This is a genomic window from Paenibacillus sp. tmac-D7 (assembly GCF_006519665.1).
Lineage (GTDB): Bacteria > Bacillota > Bacilli > Paenibacillales > NBRC-103111 > Paenibacillus_G > Paenibacillus_G validus.
The window spans coordinates 139,092-162,579 of sequence record NZ_VIDW01000009.1 but is presented as its reverse complement, the minus strand read 5'-3'; the positions used below and the strand labels follow the sequence as shown (position 1 = coordinate 162,579).

The 23,488-nt window shown below is 53.2% G+C and carries 20 protein-coding genes and 1 pseudogene; 3 read left to right on the top strand and 18 right to left on the bottom strand.

The features are described 5' to 3' along the window. Positions 1-217: 217 nt before the first annotated feature. The 6 genes from FKP33_RS09265 to FKP33_RS09240 form a co-directional block, all read right to left on the bottom strand. Positions 218-1,156, bottom strand: coding sequence for a response regulator (locus FKP33_RS09265; protein WP_054797256.1), 939 nt, complete (start codon positions 1,154-1,156; stop codon positions 218-220). Next, positions 1,138-2,421 carry a sensor histidine kinase gene (locus tag FKP33_RS09260; RefSeq protein WP_127606376.1) on the bottom strand — a complete coding sequence of 428 codons (1,284 nt, stop codon included), beginning with the start codon at positions 2,419-2,421 and terminating at the stop codon, positions 1,138-1,140. Before FKP33_RS09260 ends, FKP33_RS09265 begins: the two co-directional genes overlap by 19 nt. Positions 2,422-2,500: 79 nt before the next feature. Beyond that, positions 2,501-3,151, bottom strand: coding sequence for an amino acid ABC transporter permease (locus tag FKP33_RS09255; RefSeq protein ID WP_054797255.1), 651 nt, complete (start codon positions 3,149-3,151; stop codon positions 2,501-2,503). 12 nt (positions 3,152-3,163) lie between these two features. Next, a complete protein-coding gene (locus FKP33_RS09250; RefSeq protein WP_054799779.1) occupies positions 3,164-3,817 on the bottom strand; it encodes an amino acid ABC transporter permease in 654 nt (217 codons plus the stop codon). A 39-nt stretch (positions 3,818-3,856) separates the two neighbouring features. Continuing rightward, positions 3,857-4,708, bottom strand: coding sequence for a transporter substrate-binding domain-containing protein (locus FKP33_RS09245; protein ID WP_127606378.1), 852 nt, complete (start codon positions 4,706-4,708; stop codon positions 3,857-3,859). A gap of 26 nt (positions 4,709-4,734) precedes the next feature. Further along, positions 4,735-5,463, bottom strand: a complete 729-nt coding sequence (locus FKP33_RS09240; protein ID WP_141334658.1) for an amino acid ABC transporter ATP-binding protein — start codon at positions 5,461-5,463, stop codon at positions 4,735-4,737. A gap of 234 nt (positions 5,464-5,697) precedes the next feature. Here FKP33_RS09240 and shc point away from each other — a divergent pair, with 234 nt between their 5' ends. Continuing rightward, entirely contained in the window at positions 5,698-7,623 is a 1,926-nt protein-coding gene (gene shc, locus FKP33_RS09235; protein ID WP_373423855.1) for a squalene--hopene cyclase, read from the top strand. Between the two features lie 101 nt (positions 7,624-7,724). Here the strand turns inward: shc and FKP33_RS09230 are convergent, their stop codons facing one another. After that, positions 7,725-8,375: an SGNH/GDSL hydrolase family protein gene (locus FKP33_RS09230; RefSeq protein WP_181410095.1), complete on the bottom strand. Its 651-nt coding sequence runs from the start codon at positions 8,373-8,375 to the stop codon at positions 7,725-7,727. A gap of 200 nt (positions 8,376-8,575) precedes the next feature. Between FKP33_RS09230 and FKP33_RS27645 the strand changes: the two are divergent. Continuing rightward, positions 8,576-8,668 (top strand): annotated as a pseudogene (locus FKP33_RS27645) (sporulation protein YjcZ); the annotation flags it as partial. Between the two features lie 63 nt (positions 8,669-8,731). On the opposite strand, the gene FKP33_RS09220 reads toward FKP33_RS27645, so the two are convergent. After that, positions 8,732-10,672: a TOMM precursor leader peptide-binding protein gene (locus FKP33_RS09220; RefSeq protein ID WP_141334654.1), complete on the bottom strand. Its 1,941-nt coding sequence runs from the start codon at positions 10,670-10,672 to the stop codon at positions 8,732-8,734. Between the two features lie 209 nt (positions 10,673-10,881). On the opposite strand from FKP33_RS09220, the gene sleB reads away from it, so the two are divergent. Continuing rightward, the gene (gene sleB, locus FKP33_RS09215; RefSeq protein ID WP_141334652.1) at positions 10,882-11,538 is read left to right on the top strand and encodes a spore cortex-lytic enzyme; all 657 of its coding nucleotides are present in this window, start codon (positions 10,882-10,884) and stop codon (positions 11,536-11,538) included. A gap of 152 nt (positions 11,539-11,690) precedes the next feature. On the opposite strand, the gene FKP33_RS09210 is transcribed toward sleB, so the two are convergent. The 10 genes from FKP33_RS09210 to FKP33_RS09165 all read right to left on the bottom strand — a co-directional run bounded on the left by FKP33_RS09210 (position 11,691) and on the right by FKP33_RS09165 (position 23,397). After that, on the bottom strand, positions 11,691-12,809 hold the full coding sequence (locus tag FKP33_RS09210; RefSeq protein WP_127606386.1) for an NADH-dependent flavin oxidoreductase: 1,119 nt from the start codon (positions 12,807-12,809) through the stop codon (positions 11,691-11,693). Positions 12,810-12,884: 75 nt separating this feature from the next. After that, on the bottom strand, positions 12,885-13,283 hold the full coding sequence (locus FKP33_RS09205) for a hypothetical protein (RefSeq protein WP_141334651.1): 399 nt from the start codon (positions 13,281-13,283) through the stop codon (positions 12,885-12,887). 388 nt (positions 13,284-13,671) lie between these two features. Further along, positions 13,672-14,931, bottom strand: coding sequence for a diguanylate cyclase domain-containing protein (locus FKP33_RS09200; protein WP_141334649.1), 1,260 nt, complete (start codon positions 14,929-14,931; stop codon positions 13,672-13,674). 366 nt (positions 14,932-15,297) lie between these two features. Further along, complete coding sequence (locus FKP33_RS09195) at positions 15,298-15,993, bottom strand: metal-dependent hydrolase (protein WP_054797247.1); 696 nt, start codon at positions 15,991-15,993, stop codon at positions 15,298-15,300. Positions 15,994-16,159: 166 nt separating this feature from the next. Beyond that, entirely contained in the window at positions 16,160-17,836 is a 1,677-nt protein-coding gene (locus tag FKP33_RS09190) for a ribulokinase (RefSeq protein WP_141334647.1), read from the bottom strand. 16 nt (positions 17,837-17,852) lie between these two features. Then, the gene (locus tag FKP33_RS09185; RefSeq protein WP_141334645.1) at positions 17,853-19,646 is read right to left on the bottom strand and encodes an L-fucose isomerase; all 1,794 of its coding nucleotides are present in this window, start codon (positions 19,644-19,646) and stop codon (positions 17,853-17,855) included. Between the two features lie 35 nt (positions 19,647-19,681). After that, positions 19,682-20,605 (bottom strand): dihydrodipicolinate synthase family protein, encoded by a 924-nt coding sequence (locus tag FKP33_RS09180; protein ID WP_127606399.1) that lies wholly within the window; start codon positions 20,603-20,605, stop codon positions 19,682-19,684. 49 nt (positions 20,606-20,654) lie between these two features. Then, on the bottom strand, positions 20,655-21,674 hold the full coding sequence (locus FKP33_RS09175) for a sialidase family protein (protein ID WP_127606401.1): 1,020 nt from the start codon (positions 21,672-21,674) through the stop codon (positions 20,655-20,657). A 23-nt stretch (positions 21,675-21,697) separates the two neighbouring features. Next, a complete protein-coding gene (locus FKP33_RS09170) occupies positions 21,698-22,525 on the bottom strand; it encodes a carbohydrate ABC transporter permease (RefSeq protein WP_054799787.1) in 828 nt (275 codons plus the stop codon). A 14-nt stretch (positions 22,526-22,539) separates the two neighbouring features. After that, the gene (locus FKP33_RS09165; RefSeq protein WP_127606403.1) at positions 22,540-23,397 is read right to left on the bottom strand and encodes a carbohydrate ABC transporter permease; all 858 of its coding nucleotides are present in this window, start codon (positions 23,395-23,397) and stop codon (positions 22,540-22,542) included. Between the last annotated feature and the right edge of the window lie 91 nt (positions 23,398-23,488).

The following is a 23,488-nucleotide window of genomic DNA, read 5'->3' as shown; positions in this document are numbered from 1 at the left end:
TCTGAAGTTTTTTCCCGCTGCTGCTCACGGGGTATGTGCTATTGACCGCATTACTTCTCTGGAGCGAGGTTCGGCCTCTTGTTCAACTGAAAAAAACCGTATACGCAGCGTATACGGGTGTGGCTTTGCTATTAATCACCTATAACATACTCAACCTGTCTTCGCGTGAAGCTTTTACGTCCGGCTTGTGTAGAATTGCTGTTCGTTTCGACTTGCTTTATCCGAGCGCCTCCATGTAGAAAACCGACAAAAACTTTCTGACGTTGATCCGGCATTTCGTTGATTTCACATCGGCTTCCAGCTCATGCATGCGTAAGCGGATCTCCTGGAAATCGAACAGCCGAGGCGCAAAATGCTCGAAGGTCGGATTCGCATAATCCGCCAGCCCCATCGACGACAGATGCGTGAAGGCTTGCAGCACCATGCGGCGAATTCGCTGCTCCATCGCGCGCACCTCGCGCTGCACGACCGGGTCGTCTTCCTTGTGACCGTGCAGTTTGTGCAGCACCTGGATGTAAATTTCCTTGAGCTGCAGCTCGAACAGCAGCTCCTCCCCCCGTTCGTCCTGATGCAGCCACTGCATCATCAGCAGCAGGTCCGGGGCCCCGGCTTCCCCGGCGATGCCGAGCTGCAGCAGCATCTGACGAACCTTCTGCTCAAGCTTGTTTTGCTCGTAGGTGCCGTAGCCGAGGCCCGATTCGCTTCTGCCGCCTCCGGGCTCCGTCTGTTCTTTGCCCTTCTCATCCAGCAGCTGCAGCGACTTGCGTATCGAATGGAGCGATACCGCGAGCGTAATATGATTGGCCACCCGCTTCAAGACCGACAGCACTTCCAGGCGGTTGATCGGCTTCTGGATGAACGTATCGATGCCCTGCTGGTAAGCCTCCCCGATCATTTCTTTGTTTTCCACCTGGGAAATCATAATAAACCGGCCGGCAAATCCCCCCGACTGCAATTTCCGGATCGTTCGAATGCCGTCCAGTCCTGGGAGCAGCAGATCGATCAGGACGACATCTATCCCGTATAGCTGATCCGCCGAAACGTGAAGACCATCCTCCGCCTGACCCGCAATCTCTCCCAGCCCGCTTTCGTTTATGATGCGCTCGAGCATTCTTCGTACGACCGCATCGTCTTCAATCAGGTAGAAACGGAGCATGCGACCACCTCCTTACTGAGCAATTGATCGATAGGAATCCTTACCTCGAAACGCGTCCCTCTGGAGCTCGGGAGCAGCCTTAGCGTTCCGTTCAAGCTATGTACAATCCCGAGCGCATGCGTCAGCCCGATTCCCGTCGAGGCATTCCCTTCCGTATCGTATTTCGTCGTGTATCCGGATTGAAACACCCATTCCTGCTCCTCCTGCGGGATGCCGGGACCGGTATCGGCAACGAGAAATACGAGATCCCGCCCGTCCACATGAACCGCAAGCTCGATCCGGCCCGCATGCCCGATAGCCTCCACGGCGTTGGCGACCAGATTGTTCAATACCGACAGCAGCGCGTAAATTTGCGACGTGACCAATGGAATACCGCACGATTCATGAAAAGCGATCGGCTTGCCTAACATTTCCGCATACTTCCGATTCGTGCGAATGACCAGGCCGCACAGTTCCATGACGGTGATTCGGGAAGCCAGCTCCTCTTGATGCATCAGCTTGGATAAGCCTGCCAAGATCCGCTGCGAGTCTTTCTTGACTTCATGCACATTTTCCGTAACGTGCAGGGCTGTAGAAGCGTCCTGATGATCCGTCTCGCACAACCGCTTATACAACTGATAGCTTTTACGCGTAATTTCCTCGAGGTGGGCCATCGATTTGCGCAAATAAAAGGTTTCTTCATAGAGATTCGTATTAATCATCCGAAGCCGTTCCAATTCCTGCTGACGAACCTTGCCTACGGCGCGCAATTGGCGAATGGAGAAATTGTTATACAGCCCTACAACGAACATGCTGCGCAGGGACGCGAAGAGCAGCAGAAGCGAGATGCTTTGCCAGGTCGGCGAGATATGATCGCCCAGCGAGTAGCGGACCAGCAGTTCGACCATGTTGGAAGTAAAATCGACCGCCGTGCCGATTAACCCGACCCGAAACGGAAATTCCAGGTGCCGTCGCGCCCGGCTCATATGGATCAACAGCGTAAAACTGACGTAATAAACGGCCGACGGCAAGTGGGCTTGTAAACTGTCCGTATAGGCGATACCGTAAAAAAATTGATCGAAACTGAGACGAAAGCACAAGATGAACGCGCCGGTCAGCAAGCCGGTGGGGATAACGGGAACGGAACGAAACCACAGTAAGCCGAAGAAGAAGGCGGCGATGCCTAACGAGAACCGGAACGAGCCTCCGAACGGATTTACTTTCATTTCCCCGAAGAACGCCGTCGCGAACATAATGATGGTTAAGATGGCAAGTCGCTCGCGCACATGCTCCCTCTTTTCGATAAAAAATAAGACCCCCATTCCTATATTACTAAGAAATGGCGATCTTTAACACCAATGAAATTTAGGAAACGCGTCGCTCGAGCCGCCTGGACAGCACCGACAAAGCATAGTTAACGGCAAAATACATGACCGCTACGCATACAAAGATCGGAATCACATAGTTTACATTGCGGCCGTTAATGATTTGCGCATGGTTCATCAGTTCCGGCAGGGCAATGACGACCGCCAGCGAGGTGTCCTTGAGCAAGGAGATGAACTGGCTGACGATCGGCGGCACCATGCGCCGCAGCGCTTGCGGCAGTACGATATGCCACAGCGTCTGGACATTGTTCAGCCCCGACGACCGGGCCGCTTCGATCTGCCCCTTCTCGACCGACTTCAGCCCGCTTCGCACGATCTCGGAGATCATCGCCGACTCGAAAATAACGAGGGCCAGCACGGCGGCGAACATCTTATCCAGCTTAAAGCCGATTTCCGGCAATGCGAAGTACGTGAAGAAGATGATCAACAGCAGCGGCAGGTTCCGTACGGTTTCCACAGCCAATACCACCGCCTGCGAGAGGACGGGAATTTTGGCGTAACGCACAACGCCGAGCACGGTCCCGACGATAAAACTAAGCACGATCGAGTAGAAGGCTACTTCCAGCGTGACCCCAAATCCTTGGAGCAAGAACGACAGATGCTCGGGAGAGTACGCTCCTGTAAAATCCATGGATCTCCCCCCTTAGCGGTTCGTCTCTAAACGCCGCTCCAGGTACCCGACCATCAGGCTGAGCGGAACGGTTAGAACGAGATAGAATAAGCCGACAATGATGTAGACGTCAAACGTAATGAACGTCCTTGTAGAGATAAGATCGCCGAAGTACATCAAGTCGAGACCGGCGATGACGCCGAGAATCGAGGAGTTCTTCACCAGGTTAATAAACTGGTTGCCGATCGGAGGAATCACGATTTTGATGGCCTGCGGCAAAATGACATGAAGCATCGCTTGGATGTACGTCAGGCCCGACGATCGGGCCGCTTCCATCTGGCCTTTGGACACGGAGAGAATCCCCGCGCGAACCGTCTCGGCGATGAAGGCCGCCGTGTATACGGTAAGCCCGAGCGTTCCGGCTGTGAACGAATCAAGCCGGACGCCTACGGCGGGCAAGCCGACGAAGAATACGAATACGACGAGAATGAGCGGGATGTTTCGAACAAATTCCACATAAGCGGTACCCGCCCAATTCAACACACGGTAAGGCGCTATGCGGAATACGGCGAACACCGTTCCGAGAACGAAGCTGCCGATCAGCGCCAGGACGCTTGCCTTGACCGTGTTGCCGAACCCTTCCGCGTACATCCCCCAATGCTCTGTCAGCACGGTAAGATCAAGCATTCGTCAAGCTCCCTTCTCCTTCTGCATCACATCTTTACATTATTTCGCAGGCTTCGATCCGATCCATTTCTCATAGATCTTGTCGTATTCGCCGTTATTCTTCAGCTCTTTCAACGTATCGTTGACGAGCGTGACGAACTCCTGATCGCCTTTCTTGATTGCAATGCCATACGGTTCTTCGGTAAATGCGCCTTCCGTGACACGGTAGTTCGGATCTTGCTTGGCCATCCCGTAGAGCAGCGCGTTATCGGTCGTCAGCGCGTCGCCTTGCCCGGCCTTGAGCGCCGTGAACGCTTCCGCATAGTTTTCGAACTCAAGCACCGTGGCGTCAGGCGCCTTGGCGCGAACATTCACAGCGGATGTCGAGCCTTTAGCCGTCACAACCTTCGTGCCTTTCTTGATATCGGCGATTCCGTTGATCGGGCTGTCCTTCTTCACGAGGAACGACTGGCCGGCCATGAAGTAAATGTCGGAGAAGTCGACCTCTTGCTTGCGTTCTTCCGTAACCGTCATCGTCGCGATGATCGCATCGATCTCGCCGTTGCGCAGCATCGGAATCCGCGTCTTGGACGTTACTTCCTTCAGCTCGATTTTGTTCTCGTCGCCGAGCACCTTCTTCGCGATCGCCTTGGCGATGTCGATATCGAAGCCTTCGACCTTGCCGGTGCCCGGATCCTTCAGCCCGAACAAGTTCAGATCGTACTTGACCCCGACGACGAATTTGTCGCGCTTCTTCATTTCAGCGAGCGTGCCTGCCGCAGGCGTAACCTGCGCTTTGTCTTCCGGTTTCGCGCTTGGCGCCGGCTCCACCCGCGTACATGCGGCTAATGCCGTCGCGCTTAAGACAACAGCCAAACTGAGACCTACCATGCTTTTCCACGTTTTTTTCATCGTTCATCCACCCTTTTCTCATGAAATTAGTGATTGAGGATACGGCTAAGAAATAAACGCGCCCGTTCTTCCCGAGGTTGGGAGAAGAAATCGCGCGGATGCGCTTCCTCCAAAATTCGCCCTTGATCCATGAAGACGATGCGGTCGGCCACTTCGCGGGCAAAGCCCATTTCATGCGTCACGACAACCATGGTCATCCCTTCCTTGGCCAGCGTCTTCATAATATCGAGCACTTCTCCGATCGTCTCGGGATCGAGTGCCGAGGTGGGCTCGTCGAACAGCATGATCTTCGGCTTCATCGCCAGTCCCCGGGCGATCGCCACCCGCTGCTGCTGGCCGCCCGACAGCTGCGCCGGATAACTGCCGGCCTTCTCGGCGATGCCGACCTTCTGCAGATAGAACATCGCCGTTTCTTTCGCTTCGGTCTCCGATACCCCAAGCACCTTGACGGGTGCCAGCGTAATGTTCTGCAGAACCGTTTTGTGCGGGTACAAATTAAAGTGTTGAAACACCATGCCGATCTCCCGGCGCAGCTTGTTCAAGTCGGTGCCCCTGCCGTTCACTTTCACGTTATCGACAATCAGGTCGCCGCTCGTAATCTTCTCCAACTGGTTGATGCATCGAACCAATGTGCTTTTGCCGGAGCCCGAGGGACCGATGACGACCACGACTTCCCCTAGGTTGACGCGCAGATTAATATCCTTTAAGACGTGAAAGCTGCCGTAATGCTTCTGAACCTGATGAAAACTGATCAACCGGATCCCCCCCCTCTTGGATGAATCGACTTTCTGATTATTTAACCTCTTGTAAAGCTAGTGTAAACACCAGCCTACCAGTTTCTACCGGAAACGACGAAGAAAATCGGAATCGCATGTTATCCGCATCACCTTTCATATAATGGAGAAGACGATCAACTGCGAACGTATGCGATGCTGATTGGCGCGATTGGTTCAAGGGGAACGAGGGGACAAGGGAGGGTGGATGCTCGGATGGATACGATGAGCGAGACAAACTCGGAAATCCAGCGCCTGACGGAAGAGCTTTTGCGGCTGCAGAAGGAAGACGGGTCATGGCGCTTTTGCTTTGAGAACGGAACGGTAACAGATGCCTATATGATCGTTGTCCTGCGAACCTTGCAGGAGCCCGACGAAAGCCTGATCCGGCAGCTGCACGACCGGATTGCAGCTGCCCAGCAAGCCGACGGTTCCTGGAAATTGTTTCACGATGAAGAGGAAGGGAACTTGTCCGCCACGGTGGAAGCTTACTATGCGCTTTTGTATTCGGGATACAGTGCCACATCGGACGAGTCGATGAGGAAAGCCAAGCAGTACATCTTGTCAAAAGGCGGGGTCCGCAGCATCGACAGCCTGCTGACCATCGTGCTGCTCGCGGCCACCGGTCAATATCCATGGCCGGCTTCACTCTTCATTCCTCTTGAATTTTTGCTGCTCCCTCCGTCTTTCCCGCTTAACTTTTTCGATTTTTCCGCTTATGCGAGAGTGCATCTTGCTCCCATTCTTCTCATGGCCGATCGCCGATTCGCTATGAAAACGCAAGCCTCCCCCGATTTGTCCGACTTGTCCGACTTGTCCGACTTGTCGGCCGCCCGGTCAGGCAGCCTGGACCCGTCGGGCCCGGCCGGTCAACGACAGCCCGCAGACGGCTTTCAAGCCTTGCTTGATGAAATCAGGGCGGGCCTGGGGAAGCTCGTCGGCATCCCTGGCAAGCTGCATATGGCCGCTGCCAAACGGGCGGAGCAATACATGCTGGAGAGGATCGAGCCGGACGGAACGCTCTACAGCTATGCAAGCTGCACATTTCTGATGATCTTCGCACTGCTCGCGCTCGGCTATGACAAGCAGCATCCGGTCATTACCCGTGCGGTTCGGGGCTTAACGGCCATGGTCTGCAGCTCGGACGGGAAGATGTTTCTGCAAAACTCGCCATCGGCCGTCTGGGATACCGCATTACTGTCCCACGCGCTGCAGGAAGCCGGGGTTGCCCCCGAAAGCAAGGCGATCCGGAGCGCCGCCTCTTATATCGTTTCCAAGCAACAGCGGACTTTGGGCGATTGGAGCCTGCATAACCGGAATCCCGTACCGGGTGGTTGGGGGTTTTCGGACTCCAATACGATCAATCCCGATGTGGACGATACGACAGCAGCGTTAAGAGCGATCAAGCGGTTGGTGCAGAGCGATCCCCCCAGCCGGGATGCATGGAACCGCGGACTGAATTGGCTGTTGTCGATGCAAAATCGCGATGGAGGATGGCCCGCATTCGAACGAGACACGGATAACAAGCTGCTCGCTTGGCTGCCGATCGACGGAGCCCAAGCGGCGGCTATCGACCCTTCGTCAGCCGATTTGACGGGACGAACCTTGGAATTTTTGGGGAATACGGCAGGGCTCGGCCTAAAGCACCCTTTCGTTCGCCGCGGAACGGATTGGCTGATCGATCATCAGGAAGAGGACGGCTCGTGGTACGGACGTTGGGGGATTTGCTATATATATGGCACATGGGCCGCGATGACGGGAATGATCTCGGCGGGGGTAGACACGGGCCATCCCGCTGTGCAAAGAGGCGTCAGCTGGCTAAGCAGCATCCAGAATCCCGACGGCGGCTGGGGAGAATCCTGCAGAAGCGATCGGCTTATGCGGTATGTGCCGCTCGGGGCCAGTACGCCGTCGCAAACCGCATGGGCGCTGGACGCCCTGATCGCCTTTCATCCGAAGCCGGTTCCCGAAGTGGAGAAAGGCATGCAAAGGCTCCTCGCCCTATTGAGCGAGGACGGTTGGGCCGCCGCTTATCCTACCGGGGCGGGCCTTCCGGGTGCATTTTATATGCATTACCACAGCTATCGGTACATTTGGCCGCTTCTGGCCTTAAGCCATTACAGGAAAAAATACAGCGGTTAGGAGGCCGGCGACAGCCATTTTACACGCGCTGAGCCGGTCGTTTGCCGGGTGGCGCATCGGAGTTGCCCCGGGCCATATAAATCCCCCTGGTTCTTCGGCTTTTAACGCTTCCGGCCCGAATAAACGATGGGTAAAAGGCCTGCCGCGATGACGCTGTGCCCGTTATCGTTCGGATGCACCGCTGTGATTCCGCGGGGAACCTCCTCGACGCTGCCGCTCCGGTAGCCGTCAATCAAATGCGGCTCGTTACCGGAGAACCATTGATCCACACGGGCAACGCAGCAGCCGGTTCGGGCAGCCGTTCCGCTGATGACCTGATTCAGCAAGTTTATGCCGGTCACGGCGATCGGACTGTTCGGAAACGGGTTATACTGGGTGCAGCAGACCACGTCGCACGATCCGGCCGTGCGGATGTGGCGGAGTATGGCACCGAGTCTTCTTTCATATTGGCGAATCATCGCTTCCAAACCAGACTTGCCGGAGCCTTGAAGCATTTGCAAGCCGCCGCTAATGAGATCAACCCCGCCGATCCATACCGTCACCGTATCGACGAAACGAAACGGATAAGGATCCGTATCCAATGCATCTACCAGATCAGCGCTTGTCCATCCCGGACGAGCGAGCACGATTCGTTTGGCTTGTATGCCTTTGGAACGCAGCATGGAAATGATCAGGCTGGGATACATTCGCTCGACGGAACTTGCATTTTGACCAAACGTAATGGAATCGCCTAATGCCGCATATACGAACATGCCGTTCCTCCCTCTCTTATTGTGATGTACTATCTTACGCAATAATGGGAGTATTTGCATATGCGGCCGCCCCTTTGCCGCCAACGAATCAAAGCCGGGATCAAGATTTCCCGGACACATTTTACACGGAGTCCAAGAAAAGAGCACGCCTCCCGCCAACCACTTCCTAAGGAAAGGAGGCGTTATCTAGGGGATTTTTAGGCGGCGGTTCTTGCGGAGGGTTCACTAGCACGGGCGTCATCCTTGTTCTGTTCATTCTGCTTGTTATTGTTCTTCGCGGCTGGCTCTTATAATCGATCCGAAGAAAGGATCTTGTTGACGGCAAGGTCCTTTCTTCACCTGCCATGCCTTTCAGGTTAGGGAAACGGGTGCGGATGCGGGTTCAGCTGATCGATAGCCAAACGCTGCTTCCTAAACCCCAGCTCTGCCGGTACGGTCAGTACTCTTTCCAGTCCCGCCAAGCGGGTCAGGTGATGCCCGAACGTCATCGGCAGCATCCCCGGAATCAGCACCTTGACACAATATAATCCGTTTCGTAACGTTTCCGGCGTGGACTGGTCGATGACAATCACCTCGAGGTTCAACCGGCCGAACGTCTGAATGACGTCCTTCAGATCATCGGTCAAATCCGCACGCCTGTCTTTCAGCTTGAACTCCTCATCAAACGTGCGCAGAGGGCGGCTGCCATCCAGTAAAAAATGCAGGCGCTCCTCGGCTTCAGGCAAGCTGTACAGCATGGAATGGTCTTCCATCTGGCGCACCAGGGACGCATCGTGCAGCATAGGTACATAATCTTCCCGGTTTGTCTCCAATTTCTCGCCTAGCATCGGCAGGATGCCGGCCAGCTCATGAATCGCACTCTTCGCGGCTCTTACCGGGTCCAAATGAGCCCCGGCCGCGCAGATGAGATTCACTCCCGCCGGTTTGCTGTTTTTGGCGATGGCCACTACGCTCGGAATTCCATTCTCCATCGTTGTGTTAAACAAATGCAGCTTATACCCGGTCACCGCCTGCAGACGGTCGACCATCAGCCGCAATTGCCGATCGCCCGCTGAATAAGGATCCAGGCGCGGTACAGGCAGCTGCGCGTACCAGGTCATCAGAAACGAGTCGCGTTCCACCACTTCCAATATGCCGTATAACACGGCCTCTTCCAAACTTCCACCCAGCGCGCAACCGCTGGATGCTTCGTTCACAAACCCTTCCCCAAAACCTACGCTGTAATAGGCAAGCAGCTCCGGAACCAGAATCGGACGTTCCCGCAGGAACGAATAGCCCCAAACCCAATCGATGGGCCGGTCCGGATCAAACGGCTGGAACGGAAAATCGGGCTGCGCATACTGTTCCTTCGTATATACCCCTACCGTGACCGGATTGAGCGCTTGCTCCGCCACATGGCGGTAGCTGTCATTCATCACGGTCCGCTTGCCGCGGGGAGCCATCCCGCAGTTTCGTTCCAAGCCCTCTAATATAGCAGTCAGCTCGCTCTCCACATACGAATGCGTTCGGCCGGCCGTTATCTCATCTTGCGCGAACAACGGCAAGCTCACGCAAACATCGGCAAACGGCGACACGAGATCAATCCTCTTCCCTTTCAGAAGACCGGTCCGGTCATCCAGATAGTCTTTAACGAGAACTTTCTTCAGGTCGTCCAGCGGACGGCAGCGATAACTGGAGGCGCTGATCTTAGGATTAGGCTGCAGCGAAATTCGGGATGCCGCCGGTGTATCGTCGGGTATCCGCCCACAAACCGGACACAACGGGTCGGGCAGAAAGAAGTGAAGCGAGCTCTCCAGCGTGTTCATGTTCATGAGATAGACCCGTCCTTCCGAGCGGGCCCGGCCGCCCTGCAGCACCCTCCGGGCCTCCGCTGCAAGCAGGCGGCTCAGCTGCCAAAGCGCTGTTCGGGACGCCCGCCGATGACGCGGCATTCCCCCGTTCACCAGCAGCATCATCTGCAGCTCCGACATCTCCTGACCGCGTCCCGCCATTTGCCGGCGCATGTCCGCACACTGGGAGCATCCCGGCGTACCCGGTCGAACCAGTGGTCCGACTACGCCCTCGTCCGATGAAGCGAAGCCGCTAAGCCAAATCTTGCCGCTGGGCTGCAGTGCCGCTTCCGCTTCCTGATTGACGGAAGCGTTCCAATCATCCTGCAGCACCAGCACCAATTCCGCCGCTTCCGGTACAATTGCCTTGAAATCCGTCTGACGAAAGACTTGGTGCGGGCCGGACAAGGCTTCGCACACGAAGTCCGCCAGCAGCCCTTCTCCTACAATTGCCACAACAGCGCCCACCGAGATTCCTCCTTCCGCAGCCTTGCAGGAACTGCTCCGAATACATTACAAGTATGATGAACGATCCGCTTTTGTTACGCTTTCCGATTACGGTAACGAGGTTGCGAAACATCAGCAGCAGCAAGGCCGGATGACTGATTTCCATCATTTATGTATTGAACACAAATTTTATTAATTTATAATGGGTGAAGGAAAGGGGAGGATCATCCATGATGCGAATGAGAGCATTCGCCTTTCTTGTCGCGGTACTGCTCATAAGTGCCGGCACATTTCATGAAGGGCACGCCCAGGCGGCAACGAAGCCTGCGGTATTAACCAAAGGGACGTCAAACGGGGATGTGTGGGACTTACAGTTCCGTTTAAAAACATTAGGATATTATCAAACGGCGTTAGATGGACAGTTCGGAACCCAAACCTTAACGGCGGTTCGTAAATTCCAAAAAGATTACGGCTTGGCGCCAGACGGCGTCGTTGGCCCAAATACCTGGAAAGCCTTAAAAAAGTATTCGCTGAACCGAAGCGAACTGGACGTTATGGCCAAAATTATTAATAGCGAGGCCCGCGGAGAACCTTATAAAGGACAAGTTGCCGTTGGGGCTGTAGTCATGAACCGGATTCAATCCGCCCAATTCCCGGACAATATCCGCGATGTCGTGTTTCAGCCGGGAGCGTTCACAGCAGTCGATGACGGCCAATATTGGTTAACGCCTAACAAAACCGCTTATTTGGCGGCACAGGACGCTGTTCGCGGCTGGGACCCTACAAACAATTCGCTTTATTATTTCAATCCGGATACGGCGACCAGCGCGTGGATTTGGTCCCGCCCGCAAACCGTAAAAATCGGCAAGCACATTTTTGCCAAGTAAAAATAAGAACGGCTATGATTGATCCTATATAAAAAAACAGCTCCGTTACCGTTGCAGGTAGCGGGGCTGTTTGCGTTCCGTTCGAAACGCTAGTGCGCGACAGGCCGTTCGCAAGGGACTGCCTGTCTTCAATTACTTAAAGCGGTCAGGGGTTAAACGACCGGAAACCAGCCCGGCGTATGCATGATGGCCTGCCACAGCGGATCCGGGATGACCAGACGCTCCTGATCGTCTTTCGTTAAGGTAGTTTGGATATCCGACTCCCGGCCTTCGGCTACTTTCACAACCCAATCGGGCTCGATAATGAGCTCGCGGCCCAGAGCAATGAGCGGAATTCCCGTTTGCAAAGCTTTCAGCGCATCATCCGCACTGTGAAGCGAGCCTACGCCGATGACAGGCACACGGTTACCGGCACGCTCGCGGATCCATTCGATCCGAGACTTGCTTTCGTCTGCGCCACGTCTAGGTTTGGACCAGAAATCCATTAACGATACATGGATGTAGTCGAGATCCCGGTCCGCTAACGCATCGACCAATTGCAGCGTATCCTCCATCGTGATCCCGGGAGTTTCCGCTTCTTCCGGGGAAAAGCGGTAGCCCACCAGAAACGGTTGCTTCGCGTGCTTGGCCACAACCCGCTTCACTTCCTCCACAACAGCTAACGGGAAGGTCATGCGCTTCTCCAAGCTTCCTCCCCAGCGGTCTTCGCGGCGGTTGGAATGCGGGGAGAAAAACTGTTGGATCAAGTAACCGTTGGCTCCATGAATTTCGACGCCATCGTATCCGGCTTCGATAGCCCGGCGGGTAGCTTCTCCAAAATCGCGAACAATCGCCTCGATCTCCGAATCAGACAAAGCTCTCGGCACGACGCTTCCTTCCTGTTCCGAAGCAACGGCACTGGCGCTTACGACATCGCCGTCAACCAGTTCCGGGGGACACATCCGGCCGCCGTGAAAAATTTGCAGGACAGCCTTGGCACCTTGTTCCTTAATCGTTTCAGCCAGACGACGTAAACTTGGAATCATCTCGTCGCGGTCGCCGGCAAACTCACCTTGAAATCCTTTGCCGTTGGGGGTTACATAGGTGCAGGCGGTAATCACCATGCCGACCCCGTTCGACCGGCGGGCATAGTAGCTGACTTCCGCGTCGCTGACTGTGCCATCCTCGTGCGATGAGAAGTTGGTCATTGGCGCCATCACGATGCGATTTTTCAGTTGAATGCCGCTTTTAAACTTGAAAGTTTCGAATAAAGGCTTGTATTTTGTGTCCAAAGGTATGATTCCTCCCCAATTTATAAACAATATCTGTAGCTAGTTTGTTCTGGTTTCATGCTTTTTAGCATTTCATCAGGACCCGCTCCGATTTTTTGGAGCCGTTCCAAACAGCCTTGAAGCAGGCGCATGATGGGTGTGCTGCCGGCCAGCCGATCCGGTTGCGGAGGCTGCAGACTGCCTGGCTCTCAGTTCTTCGAACCATTCTTTATCATGCGTCATCAGAGCAAGTTCAATCAAACTGCGCACTTCTTCCGGAGCTGACGGTGTGTAGGCCGGCAACTTCTTTACTCTGGCAAGCTTGGTTTCGATGGTCGTACCCACCGTTTCCTGAAGGTCGCATTGTGTCACCACAACCTTCAGTTCGCCATTTTCGTTCATCGACTCGACGTATCCGATAAATTTTTCATCCTTAACGGATGTGCCGCTTACCCAATCGCCTTCTCTAATCAACGCATCGTTTGCTGGATTCATACCCGGTCACCTCTTTCTTTTTACTAAGCCAACCTATCTGAGATCGTTTTAGTAACAGTTCGCTTACTGTCATTATATTTGTAACAGTTTAAAGTGTCAACTGTCTTCTTTCATTTTGAAAACCACGACAAAAAGGGAACCGTAATTAAACGAATCCCCTTGTGCTTCTAACTAAACTCATGATTGTCAATTGCCTTTTGAAAGTCGCTGACCCGTGTAAATTTTTTATATGCAGCCAGGTTTAACGAAGGTGTATATACTTTAACGGTGCGTTTACCGGAAATTTTCGCATCATACATGGCGATGGCGGCGTTTTTCATCAGATCTTTAAGAATGGGAGCATCCTCGGGGGTAACTGCTTATACCGACACTTGCCGATACAACCAGCTCATATTTGTCTATTGAGCAAGGCAGACTTGCCTCTGCCCTTTTTACTTTTCTTCTTTGCCTTGTACAACGCAATATCCGCATGTTTAAAAAGCTTCATCATGTTGGTTCCATGCTCCGAATATATAGAGTACCCTATACTTGAATTTACGATGATGCCGTCATTTAAATCCGGCACAGGAAAGGGGTCCCCCAGCGATTGCAGGAACAGGTGTATAAAAGCGGTTATTTCCTGTTTGCCATGAATGTTTTTCATGATAACGGTAAATTCGTCTCCGCTTAATCGGCCTACAAAGTCACCTTCCCGCTTGCAGTTCAGCAAGCGATTGGAAAACTCCTTCAAAACCATGTCGCCTACATCATGGCCATACGTGTCATTGATGGTTTTAAATTGGTCGATGTCCATAATCAGCAAAGCAAAATCTTCATTTTGGCGAACCGCCTCCTCCAGCGTCTCATCCAAAATGAGTTTGATCTTCCGGCGGTTATAAAGCCCTGTTAAATAATCGTGATACGCCATAAATTCCAATTCTTGCATGGTTTGTTTTCTAACGGTGATATCCCTCGAAACGATTAAAATTTGATGGACTTCGCCTTCGTCCGAAAAGATCGGGGAACATGCGGCTTCATACCAGACCCATTGACCGTTCCTGATCTTGTTCCGAATTTCCAGCACATACGAGTCTTTCGTTTGTATCATCTCTCGATACGTTTCTTTCAATTTAATTACATCATCTTCGTGTAAGTAATGGAAGATGTCGAATTCATCGTTACAATGTCCGGTCTGGTGCTGATGGGATGGAGATACATACTCGATCTTGCCGTGAATATCTGTGATTTTGATCATATCTTGCGAGTGTTCTTCAATGAGCCGGTATTGCTCTTCTTTTTTTCTTAACGTTTGCTCCAATTTTTTTTGATTTGTAATATTAAAATAAATCATGAAAATGCCCAAAATCCCGGTTCCATGATCCTCGATAGGCGTTGCCTTCATTAAAAAATATTGTTTATCCTCATTGATTTGCACAGCAAACTCATGTTTGTAAGACGGCAGACCTGCAGACATTACACGGGCGATCCCTTGCTTAAGATCGTCGTCGCCATCATATAAATTCAAATAACGTATACCGAGATAGGCATCTAATTTCTCGCCGCTATGGATCGGAAAGTTAATCCATGATTGATTTACAAAATGAATAGCGCCCTGTTTGTTTATAAATACGGCAGGTTCGGACAACGATTCTATAATCAATGAATTCAACGGGGCAGGTTCGTAATAAAGCGTCCAGCATGTTCACCTTCTTTATCCGTTAATTTCCCAAGCAACACGATCTTCACCACAATGGTTTGTTCCAAAATCAAACGCTTACACAACTTTTCTCTTCATCTTATTCCATGATTGGATACTTATCAATCTATTTTCCGTCAATATACTACATTTTGAAACAAATTTCGACAAAATTCCTCCAGAGCGGTACCGTTCATCTCCGGCACATAAAAAAAGAAGGCTCCTATACGGAGCCCTTTCGAAACAGATACATTCGTGCCTGATATTTGACAAAGCAAATTCGCCTAGAACGCCGAGTTGCCTTGTACCGATTCTTGAAAAGCCGATAGTCGTACAGGGTTACGATTTAACCGTCATTTGCTCGCCCGGTTTGAGCACCCGGCCTTGTATACCTTTTTCCTCCAGCCTGCGAACGAACGCTTCAGCGTCCTGCCGAATAGCCGGGAACGTATCATAGTGGACCGGTACGACCAGCTTGGCCCCGAACCATTCCGCCGCTTGGACGGCATCTTCAGGTCCCATCGTATAATGGTCGCCCATGGGAATGAAGGCAACGTCAATCGAATGACGGTCTCCAATCATCTTCATATCGCCGTAAAGCGCCGTGTCACCCGCATGAAGTACGGTAATGCCCTCCGCGGTAACGATAAAGCCGCCCGGCATGCCGCCGTACACAATTCGCTGCTCGTCCTCCAGCACGATCCCCGAGCTATGGAACGCTTGAATCATTTTTGCCTTCGCAAAACCCAGATCGACGGTTCCCCCCGTATTCATGCCAATCGTCCGGAGTCCCTTCCAGGACATGTAGGCTGCAAGCTCAAACGTGGCTACGACCGGCACATCATTGGCTTTGGCGATCGGCTCCGCATCCAATATATGATCCATATGCGCATGTGTCAGAAGAACCGCGTCCGTCTTAATGTCCTCAGGTTTGGTTACCGCCAGGGCGTTGCCCCGCAGGAACGGATCGATGATGAGCGATTTGTCCCCGGTTACGATTTGAACGCAAGAATGTCCATGGTATATAATTTCCATTTTCTCGATTCCTCCTTATTTGCCCAACAGTTGGTTATCGTTATTCAAAATCATGTTACCGATTAATTTTCCCCATGTCAAAAAAAGGATTTCCTCAAAACAATGAACGCCTCCATCAAACCCGGTAAAGGTTCTGATGAAGGCGTTTCTTCTATTTCTCTATCCGTTACGCTTCACTTTGCAGTCGCTTGATGCTCAGAAGCTCTTTCATCACTTGACAGCCGCCCCGGCCAAATAGATCATGCAGCCGGTTGTAAGCCGCGTACAGCTCGTCGTAAACAGCCTTGTTCGCAGCATTCGGGAGATACGTTTCCTCACGTACATGCGCCATCTTCGCAGCAGCCTCGGCTATACTGTCGTAGCCGCCGCGTTCGGCCCCCGCAGCCACGGCTCCGAACATCGCCGCCCCAAGCGCAGGGGTTTGGGTCGACGCGGCAATCTTGATCTCACGGCCGGTCACGTCTGCATAAATTTGCATCAGCAGACGGTTGCGCTGCGGCAAGCCTCCGCAGGCGAACAGTTCGTTCACCTCGACGCCCGCCGCCTCGAACGTATCGATAATCTTACGTGTGCCGAAGGCGGTTGCTTCCAATAAGGAACGGTAAATTTCCTCCGGCTTCGTCTGGAGCGTCAATCCGACGATCATGCCGCTTAAATCGGCATCCACCAGCACGGAACGGTTGCCGTTCCACCAATCGAGCGCCAGCAAGCCGTGCTCGCCGGGCTTCAGCTCCGCTGCCCGTCGTTCCAACCAGCCGTGAACGCTGAGCCCTTCGCTTGCCGCCGCTTCCAGCACGTAGCCGGGCACCTGGTGGTCAACAAACCAGCCGAACAGATCCCCTACCGCGGGCTGACCCGCCTCATACCCGTAAAGCCCGGGAATGATGCCGTCTTCCACGACACCGCTGATGCCTTCGGCATGAATTTCTTTGTCGCTCAGCAGCATATGACACAATGAGGTGCCCATGGCCATGACCATTTGACCCGAGCGAACGGCCCCGGTACCCGGAACGCCCGCGTGCGCGTCGATGATGCTGGCGGCAACTGCCGTTCCGGCACGCAGCCCCAGCATATCAGCCGCTTCCGCCGTCAATTCGCCGGCTTTCGTTCCAAGCGACACGACGTCGCCCGCCAGCTTCGTTTCCACGAATCGTTCAAGCTTCGGATCCAAAGCTTTGAAGAAGTCGGGCGAAGGATAGCCGTCCGCTTTATGCCAGAATGCTTTGTAGCCTGCGCCGCAGCTGCTGCGGACCGGATTGCCGGTTAGTTGAAGAACCGTCCAGTCCGCAGCCTCCATAAACCGGTCGGCCGCCTCATACACTTCAGGAGCCTCATTCATGATTTGCCACGCTTTGGCGACCATCCATTCCGACGAGGTTTTACCGCCGTACCGGCTTAAGAACAGCTCGCCCCGCGCCTCGGCCGTTTCATTAATCCGGTTGGCTTCGTCCTGCGCCGCATGATGCTTCCACAGCTTGACATACGCATGCGGCTCATCGCGGTAAGCCTCTTGATCGCATAGAGGATTGCCGTCCTCATCGACAGGGAGCATGGTGCACGCCGTAAAATCAATCCCGATGCCGATCACTTGCGCCGGATCAACCCCCGAAATGCGCAGCACCTCGGGAACCGACCGTCTTAGGACCTCCATGTAATCGTCCGGATGCTGAAGCGCCCAGTTCGGCTCCAGCGGCTTGCCGGACCCCGGCAAGCGTTCATCGATCACACCGTGAGGATACGGCGTCACGTGGACGGCAAGCTCCTCACCGTTGTCGACGTCAACGATGACGGCTCTGCCGGACTCCGTCCCGTAATCGACTCCTATCGCATATCGTTTTCCCATCGCATGTTCCTCCGTTCTAACGGTACAACGGGCCGAAGGTCGAGCATGCCCGATAATCGGCTCCCACCGGCTCATTCACACCGAACGCCGACCATGCGCTAGGACGGAATATTTGATCTTCGGGAACGTTGTGCATGCACACCGGAATCCGCAGCATCGAAGCTAACGTAATTAAATCTCCGCCGACATGACCGTAGCTGACGGCGCAATGATTCGAGCCCCAGTTATTCATGACCGTATAGACGTCTTTGAATGCGCCTTTCCCGGTAAGCTTCGGCACGAACCAGGTCGTCGGCCAAGTCGGGTTGGAGCGCTGGTCAAGCACATCGTGAACGTCCTCGGGAAGCTCGACCGAATAGCCCTCTGCAAGCTGCAGGACCGGGCCGACGCCTTTAATCAGATTAATCCGTGCGATCGTCATCGGCATGCCGCCACGCGTCGTGAAGTCTGTCGAATACCCGCCTCCGCGGAAGAAATCGACTGCCGGACACCACTTCGTCGCATCCAGGCATTTCTTCACTTCATCGTCCGTAATGTCCCAGAATGGCTTCATGGCCGGCTGTCCGTTGATTGTTTGCTCGCCAGTCGCATCCAGTGCCGCAGGTCCGGAGTTGATCAAGTGAATGATCCCGCCGGCAGCAGGCCCGGTCAGCTCATGTCCCGTCACGCGCTTGACCGCTTCCGGACTCCAATACGTACGCACATCGGCGAATATTTGCGCGCTGTTCGTCAACAAGTGACCGAAGAGCATCGTGACCGCATTGAGGTTATCGTTCTCGGTAGCCATTATGAACGGTTCGCGAATGCCGTTCCAATCGAACGAGCTGGTCAATATCGCTTCCATAAAGTCGCCGTTCGGAAAGTGATCGGTCCAGGCGCGCTGTCCTTGGAAACCGGCGGCGATCGCGTTATGTCCGAGCGCCTCTTCCTCGTAGCCCATCTCCGCGAGCTTCGGATTCCCGATCATCAGGTCGCGGGCGATCAGCGTCATTTTGACAACCGTCTCCAGATCTTGCTCCTTCTGTTCGTCGGTTCTCTTCAGCTCAGGAGGATTCACATCTGCGCCGATATGACAATTTTCTTTGGTCCATGCCAAAGCGCGTTCGAATTCTTCCTTATCGTAAATTCCCCGTTCCATCCGCCGGACAAATTCCGTCATATCCACATACTCATTGCGCATGCCCAAATAGTCTTGGAAGAACGATTCGTCCACGATGCAGCCTGCGATCCCCATGGACACAGTGCCGAGCGCCAAATATGACTTGCCCCGCATCGTAGCGACGGCAAGGCCCGCCTTGGCAAAGCGCAGCAGCTTCTCTTGAACGTCCTCCGGAATCGAGCTGTCGCCCATATCCTGAACATCCTTGCCGTAAATGCTGAAGGCCGGCAGCCCTTTCTGATTATGCGCCCCCAGCGCCGATGCCAAGTATACGGCACCCGGTCTTTCCGTCCCGTTAAAGCCCCAGATGGCTTTAGGCATGAAAGGATCCGTATCGATCGTCTCAAGCGGGTAGCACCAGGACGGCGTCACCGAGATCGTAACGCCTACGCCTTCCTTGCGGAATTTCTCGGCTGCTCTCGCCGCTTCCGCTACGCCGCCAATCGTCGTATCGGCAATGACGCATTCGACCGGCAGCCCGTTCGAATGACGCAAATTTTCGCTCAAAAATTTGGCGCAAGCGATGGCCATATTCATCGTCGGCTCTTCCAGCGATTCACGGATACCGCCTCGGCGGCCGTCAATAATAGGGCGAATTCCGATCTTAGGCATATCTCCTTGCAAACGGTTTACGAATCGGGACGAGTTCATGGTTTTCCTCCTTGGTTTTAAACAAACGTTTATTTTTAAATTCCGTATGTCTTGGCAACCGTCTTGGACAAGCGATGCAGCTGCTCGATCTCAAGCCGGTTGGTAGCCGTAAAGTCCAGATGGTTCTTGGAGCGGCAATGATAGTTGGAGAGAACCCCTTCCAGCATCAAATAATATTTGGCGTTAACCGGATACAATTGTTTCTCGATGAAGGAAGCGATACTTACGAAATTGCTCAGATGATCCGCTTCCTCCGGCTTCTGCTGCCAGTTTTGCATGAGCCAGACATACAGCTCCGGGTGGAAGTTGGCCATGACGCCGCTGTACCCGGTGACGCCGAGCTTCAACGTCTCGAGCAGCGTGGCCGTGTTCGCGTTATATATATTCAAGCCGGTCCCTTGAACGGCTTCCAATTTCAATCTTATATTCTCGGCATCGCAGCTGGTGTCTTTCAGAAACAGAAAACGGCCGGTTTCAGCGCACCATTTCAGCGCTTCCGGGGAAATGATTTTTTTGTAAGGGAACGGACACTCGTAGAATCCGAGCGGTGTTTCTTCCGGAAGCTCCTTCAGCAGCTTCTCCAAATTTCGCTTCCAGGTCGCGTCCGGTTCTCCTTCCGAGGACAGCCGGTTTGTAATTAACACAAGCGCATCGATTCCCGTATCGGCAAGCGCCTTCAGTTCCTCGACCTGATCCTCGTACTTATCCGATATGTGCCCCGATGCAATAACAGGAACTCGGCCCGCAGCCTTTTCCTTCACGAATGCCGCAAGCTTCACTCGCTCTTCCTTGCTTAAGAAGAACATCTCACTCGACTGGCATACCGCAAACAATCCGTCAACGCCATGCCCGATATACCAATCGATCAATCGTTCCAAAGCGTCATAATCAATCTCGTTCGATTCTGTGAACGGGGTGATCATTGTAGGCCACACACCCGCAGGAATTTGTTTCATCATCCGGTTCTCCCTCACGATCCGTAGTAGGTTTCCATATCTATATTCCGCTTCATCCCACGGATATTTGTCTAAAAGCTATACTTTCTCTTTTCCACGTATACGTCATATACAAGTTGTTTCCTTCGGCAATAATGGCGGGATAGGAATATTCCCCGGCCTCGTTCTCCAACACAAACTCGCTTCCCCACGTCAAACCGTTGTCCTCGGAAGCGCGCAGCACGAGGGGCGACCTCGGTCCCCAATTGTCGCCGACCGGGTTAAACGCGAGTACCAGCGTACCGTTATCCAGCTTCACCACATCGATGCCGCTGTTGTTGTTCGGAAGCGATGTCGGGTATGCGCCGCACCAGGAACGGCCGCCATCGTCGGAATCACTTCTATAGATGAAGCCTTCCGTACTGCGCAGCAGCATATGAACCTTCCCGGGCTCCGATTCCCATAACGTAGGTTGAATGACGCCCCGGCCGATAAACGATTGCTTGGAAACCGGAATATCGCTGTCCGTCACTTCCTGAATGTTCCCGTAGTCCAGCTCTTCGATGCGAATGTCTCCGCTCTTGGTCCAGCTCTTCCCCTCGTCCTCGGACCGATCCGCGAACGACTGCCAAATGCCGTCTTCCGTCGAAGCGGGAGCAAGCCAAGTTCCGTCCTTCAGCACGATCAGCTTGTTGCGCACCGGCCCCCGGCCTCCGCGGTCTCCTGCAACCAATTCGACCGGCGCCGACCAGCTTCGGCCTTCATCCCGGGACGTCTTGACCATGGTGTACCATTCCTTCAGCAAACGACCGACCTTATAGAAGAGAACGAGTTCGCCGTCCGCTTTCCTGTGAAACACCGGATTCCAATGCGGTTCGTTCACCTCATCCGCGAGCTGGACCGGCTTCGTCCAAATTCCGCCTTCGCGCCGCGAACCCCAGATGGAGATATCGTCCGCCCCTTCCTCGCTTCCGGCGAACCAGGCGGCAAGAATGTCACCGTTCGGCAGCAGCGTCAGATGAGAGGCATGACAGCTTGCAAACGGCTTATTTGTGTCAAAAATAAGCTCTTTGACAACGGGTGTAAATTCCATGCTGATTTCCTCCTGTGAACAATCTATCCCTTAATCCCGGTATTGGCTATGCCCTCAACAAAATACCGCTGAAGGGAAAGAAAAACGATGATGGACGGAATAATCGCCATACAAGCCCCTGCCAGCGAAGTCCCATACTGAAACTGCGCGGTCGAGTTGGCGCCGCCCATGAACTGTGCGATACCGACCGCTAGCGGCTTCAAGGAATTTTCGCGAATCGCTATCAACGGCCACAGGAAGTTGTTCCAGTTCGTAATGAACATGAGAATGGTGACGGTGGATACGGCAGGCTTCGCAAGCGGAAGCATGATTTTACCGAAAATCCCGAAATCCTGGCAGCCGTCAATCCGAGCCGCTTCCTCCAGCTCTTTAGGAATACTCTTGAAGAAGCTGGTAAGAATAAAGACACTCGTAACGTTGGCGCCCGCCACAAGAACAATGGCATAATAGCTGTTCAGAAGGCCTAACTTGGATACCAAGAGAAATAACGGAACGATGTACGCTTGAATCGGAATTAAAAGCATCGATACGACGAGCGTGAAGATCACTTTCTTGCCCGTAAAATGCAAGCGGCCGAACGCATAGGCGGCGAGTGTCGTCAAGGCGAGAACAAACAAAGTCGAAGCGACGGTCATCCCGACACTGTTCATCATCCAGCTAAGGTAGGGATAGTTTTTCAAAACCATCGTGTAGTTTTCCAGTGTAATGACTTCCGGCACCCATTTCGGCGGGTAGCTTACGATCTGGGCCTCCGGCTTGAGCGACGATAGGAATGACCAGAGCAAAGGGAACAAGAATATGATGCTCACGACAATCATGACAAGGTATACCGGTAACTTTTTCGCATTCATGCTAACATTCACTCCTAGTCATCCAGCTTCAGCAATTTGGATTGGATTTGAACCATCACGATCAAGATAGCCAAGATGGCAACACCGAGCGCCGATCCGTAACCCAAGTTGTAATTTTGGAAAGCGGTGCCGTACAAGTATTGAACAAGCGTCAGGGTCGCCGTGCCTGGTCCGCCGTTGGTCATGACGAAAATTTGGTCAAACACTTGAATCGTGTTAATGAGCGTTAGCGTGATGATCATTGAGGTGATCGGCTTCAATAACGGGAACGTGATTTTCAGAAACGTCTGGTACTTGTTCGCTCCGTCAATCTCCGACGCTTCATACAAGTCTTTGGAAATGTCCTGCAAACCGGCCAAATAAAGAATCATGTTATAGCCCAGGAAAGACCACACGGTCACGATCGCTACGGAGAACAGCGCGTATTTTTCATTCGTCAGCCATTCAACCGGGTTCAGCCCGACCAGCTTCAAATAATAGTTCAAAATCCCGAAGTTGTTGTCATACAGCCAGTTCCAGATAATCCCGACGACAGCCGGAATCAAGACGTACGGAATGATCGAAATGGTCCGTACCGCATTGCGAAACCGCAATTTTTGGTTAAGCAGGATCGCCAGCAGCAAGCTGAATACAACGAGCGGCGGCAGTGTCATAAGCAGAAAAACCAATGTGTTTTTTAACGATGTGTAAAAAATCGGATCGCGAAACAGCTTAATAAAGTTGTTCAAGCCTGCGAAGGATGCCGTGCCTACGATGTTCCACTTCATAAAGCCGACGAATAAGCCGGCCACACTCGGTCCGAAACGGAATACGAGAAAGACCAACAAGTAAGGCAAGAGAAACAGCGCCGCAACCTTTCCTTGTTTTTTCATAGATTCTACAACCCTTCCGCTAAAATAACATGTAGTTGATAAGTGAATCGGATACGGCCGAACGGACGATCGATCGAACGTTCATTCGGCC

Bases quoted from the DNA above. Each gene is read 5' to 3' on its own strand.
- FKP33_RS09265 (WP_054797256.1), bottom strand. From the start codon at position 1,156: ATGCTCCGTTTCTACCTGATTGAAGACGATGCGGTCGTACGAAGAATG.
- FKP33_RS09255 (WP_054797255.1), bottom strand. From the start codon at position 3,151: ATGGATTTTACAGGAGCGTACTCTCCCGAGCATCTGTCGTTCTTGCTC.
- FKP33_RS09250 (WP_054799779.1), bottom strand. From the start codon at position 3,817: ATGCTTGATCTTACCGTGCTGACAGAGCATTGGGGGATGTACGCGGAA.
- FKP33_RS09245 (WP_127606378.1), bottom strand. From the start codon at position 4,708: ATGAAAAAAACGTGGAAAAGCATGGTAGGTCTCAGTTTGGCTGTTGTC.
- shc (WP_373423855.1), top strand. From the start codon at position 5,698: ATGGATACGATGAGCGAGACAAACTCGGAAATCCAGCGCCTGACGGAA.
- FKP33_RS09230 (WP_181410095.1), bottom strand. From the start codon at position 8,375: ATGTTCGTATATGCGGCATTAGGCGATTCCATTACGTTTGGTCAAAAT.
- sleB (WP_141334652.1), top strand. From the start codon at position 10,882: ATGATGCGAATGAGAGCATTCGCCTTTCTTGTCGCGGTACTGCTCATA.
- FKP33_RS09205 (WP_141334651.1), bottom strand. From the start codon at position 13,283: ATGAATCCAGCAAACGATGCGTTGATTAGAGAAGGCGATTGGGTAAGC.
- FKP33_RS09195 (WP_054797247.1), bottom strand. From the start codon at position 15,993: ATGGAAATTATATACCATGGACATTCTTGCGTTCAAATCGTAACCGGG.
- FKP33_RS09190 (WP_141334647.1), bottom strand. From the start codon at position 17,836: ATGGGAAAACGATATGCGATAGGAGTCGATTACGGGACGGAGTCCGGC.
- FKP33_RS09185 (WP_141334645.1), bottom strand. From the start codon at position 19,646: ATGAACTCGTCCCGATTCGTAAACCGTTTGCAAGGAGATATGCCTAAG.
- FKP33_RS09180 (WP_127606399.1), bottom strand. From the start codon at position 20,605: ATGATGAAACAAATTCCTGCGGGTGTGTGGCCTACAATGATCACCCCG.
- FKP33_RS09175 (WP_127606401.1), bottom strand. From the start codon at position 21,674: ATGGAATTTACACCCGTTGTCAAAGAGCTTATTTTTGACACAAATAAG.
- FKP33_RS09170 (WP_054799787.1), bottom strand. From the start codon at position 22,525: ATGAATGCGAAAAAGTTACCGGTATACCTTGTCATGATTGTCGTGAGC.
- FKP33_RS09165 (WP_127606403.1), bottom strand. From the start codon at position 23,397: ATGAAAAAACAAGGAAAGGTTGCGGCGCTGTTTCTCTTGCCTTACTTG.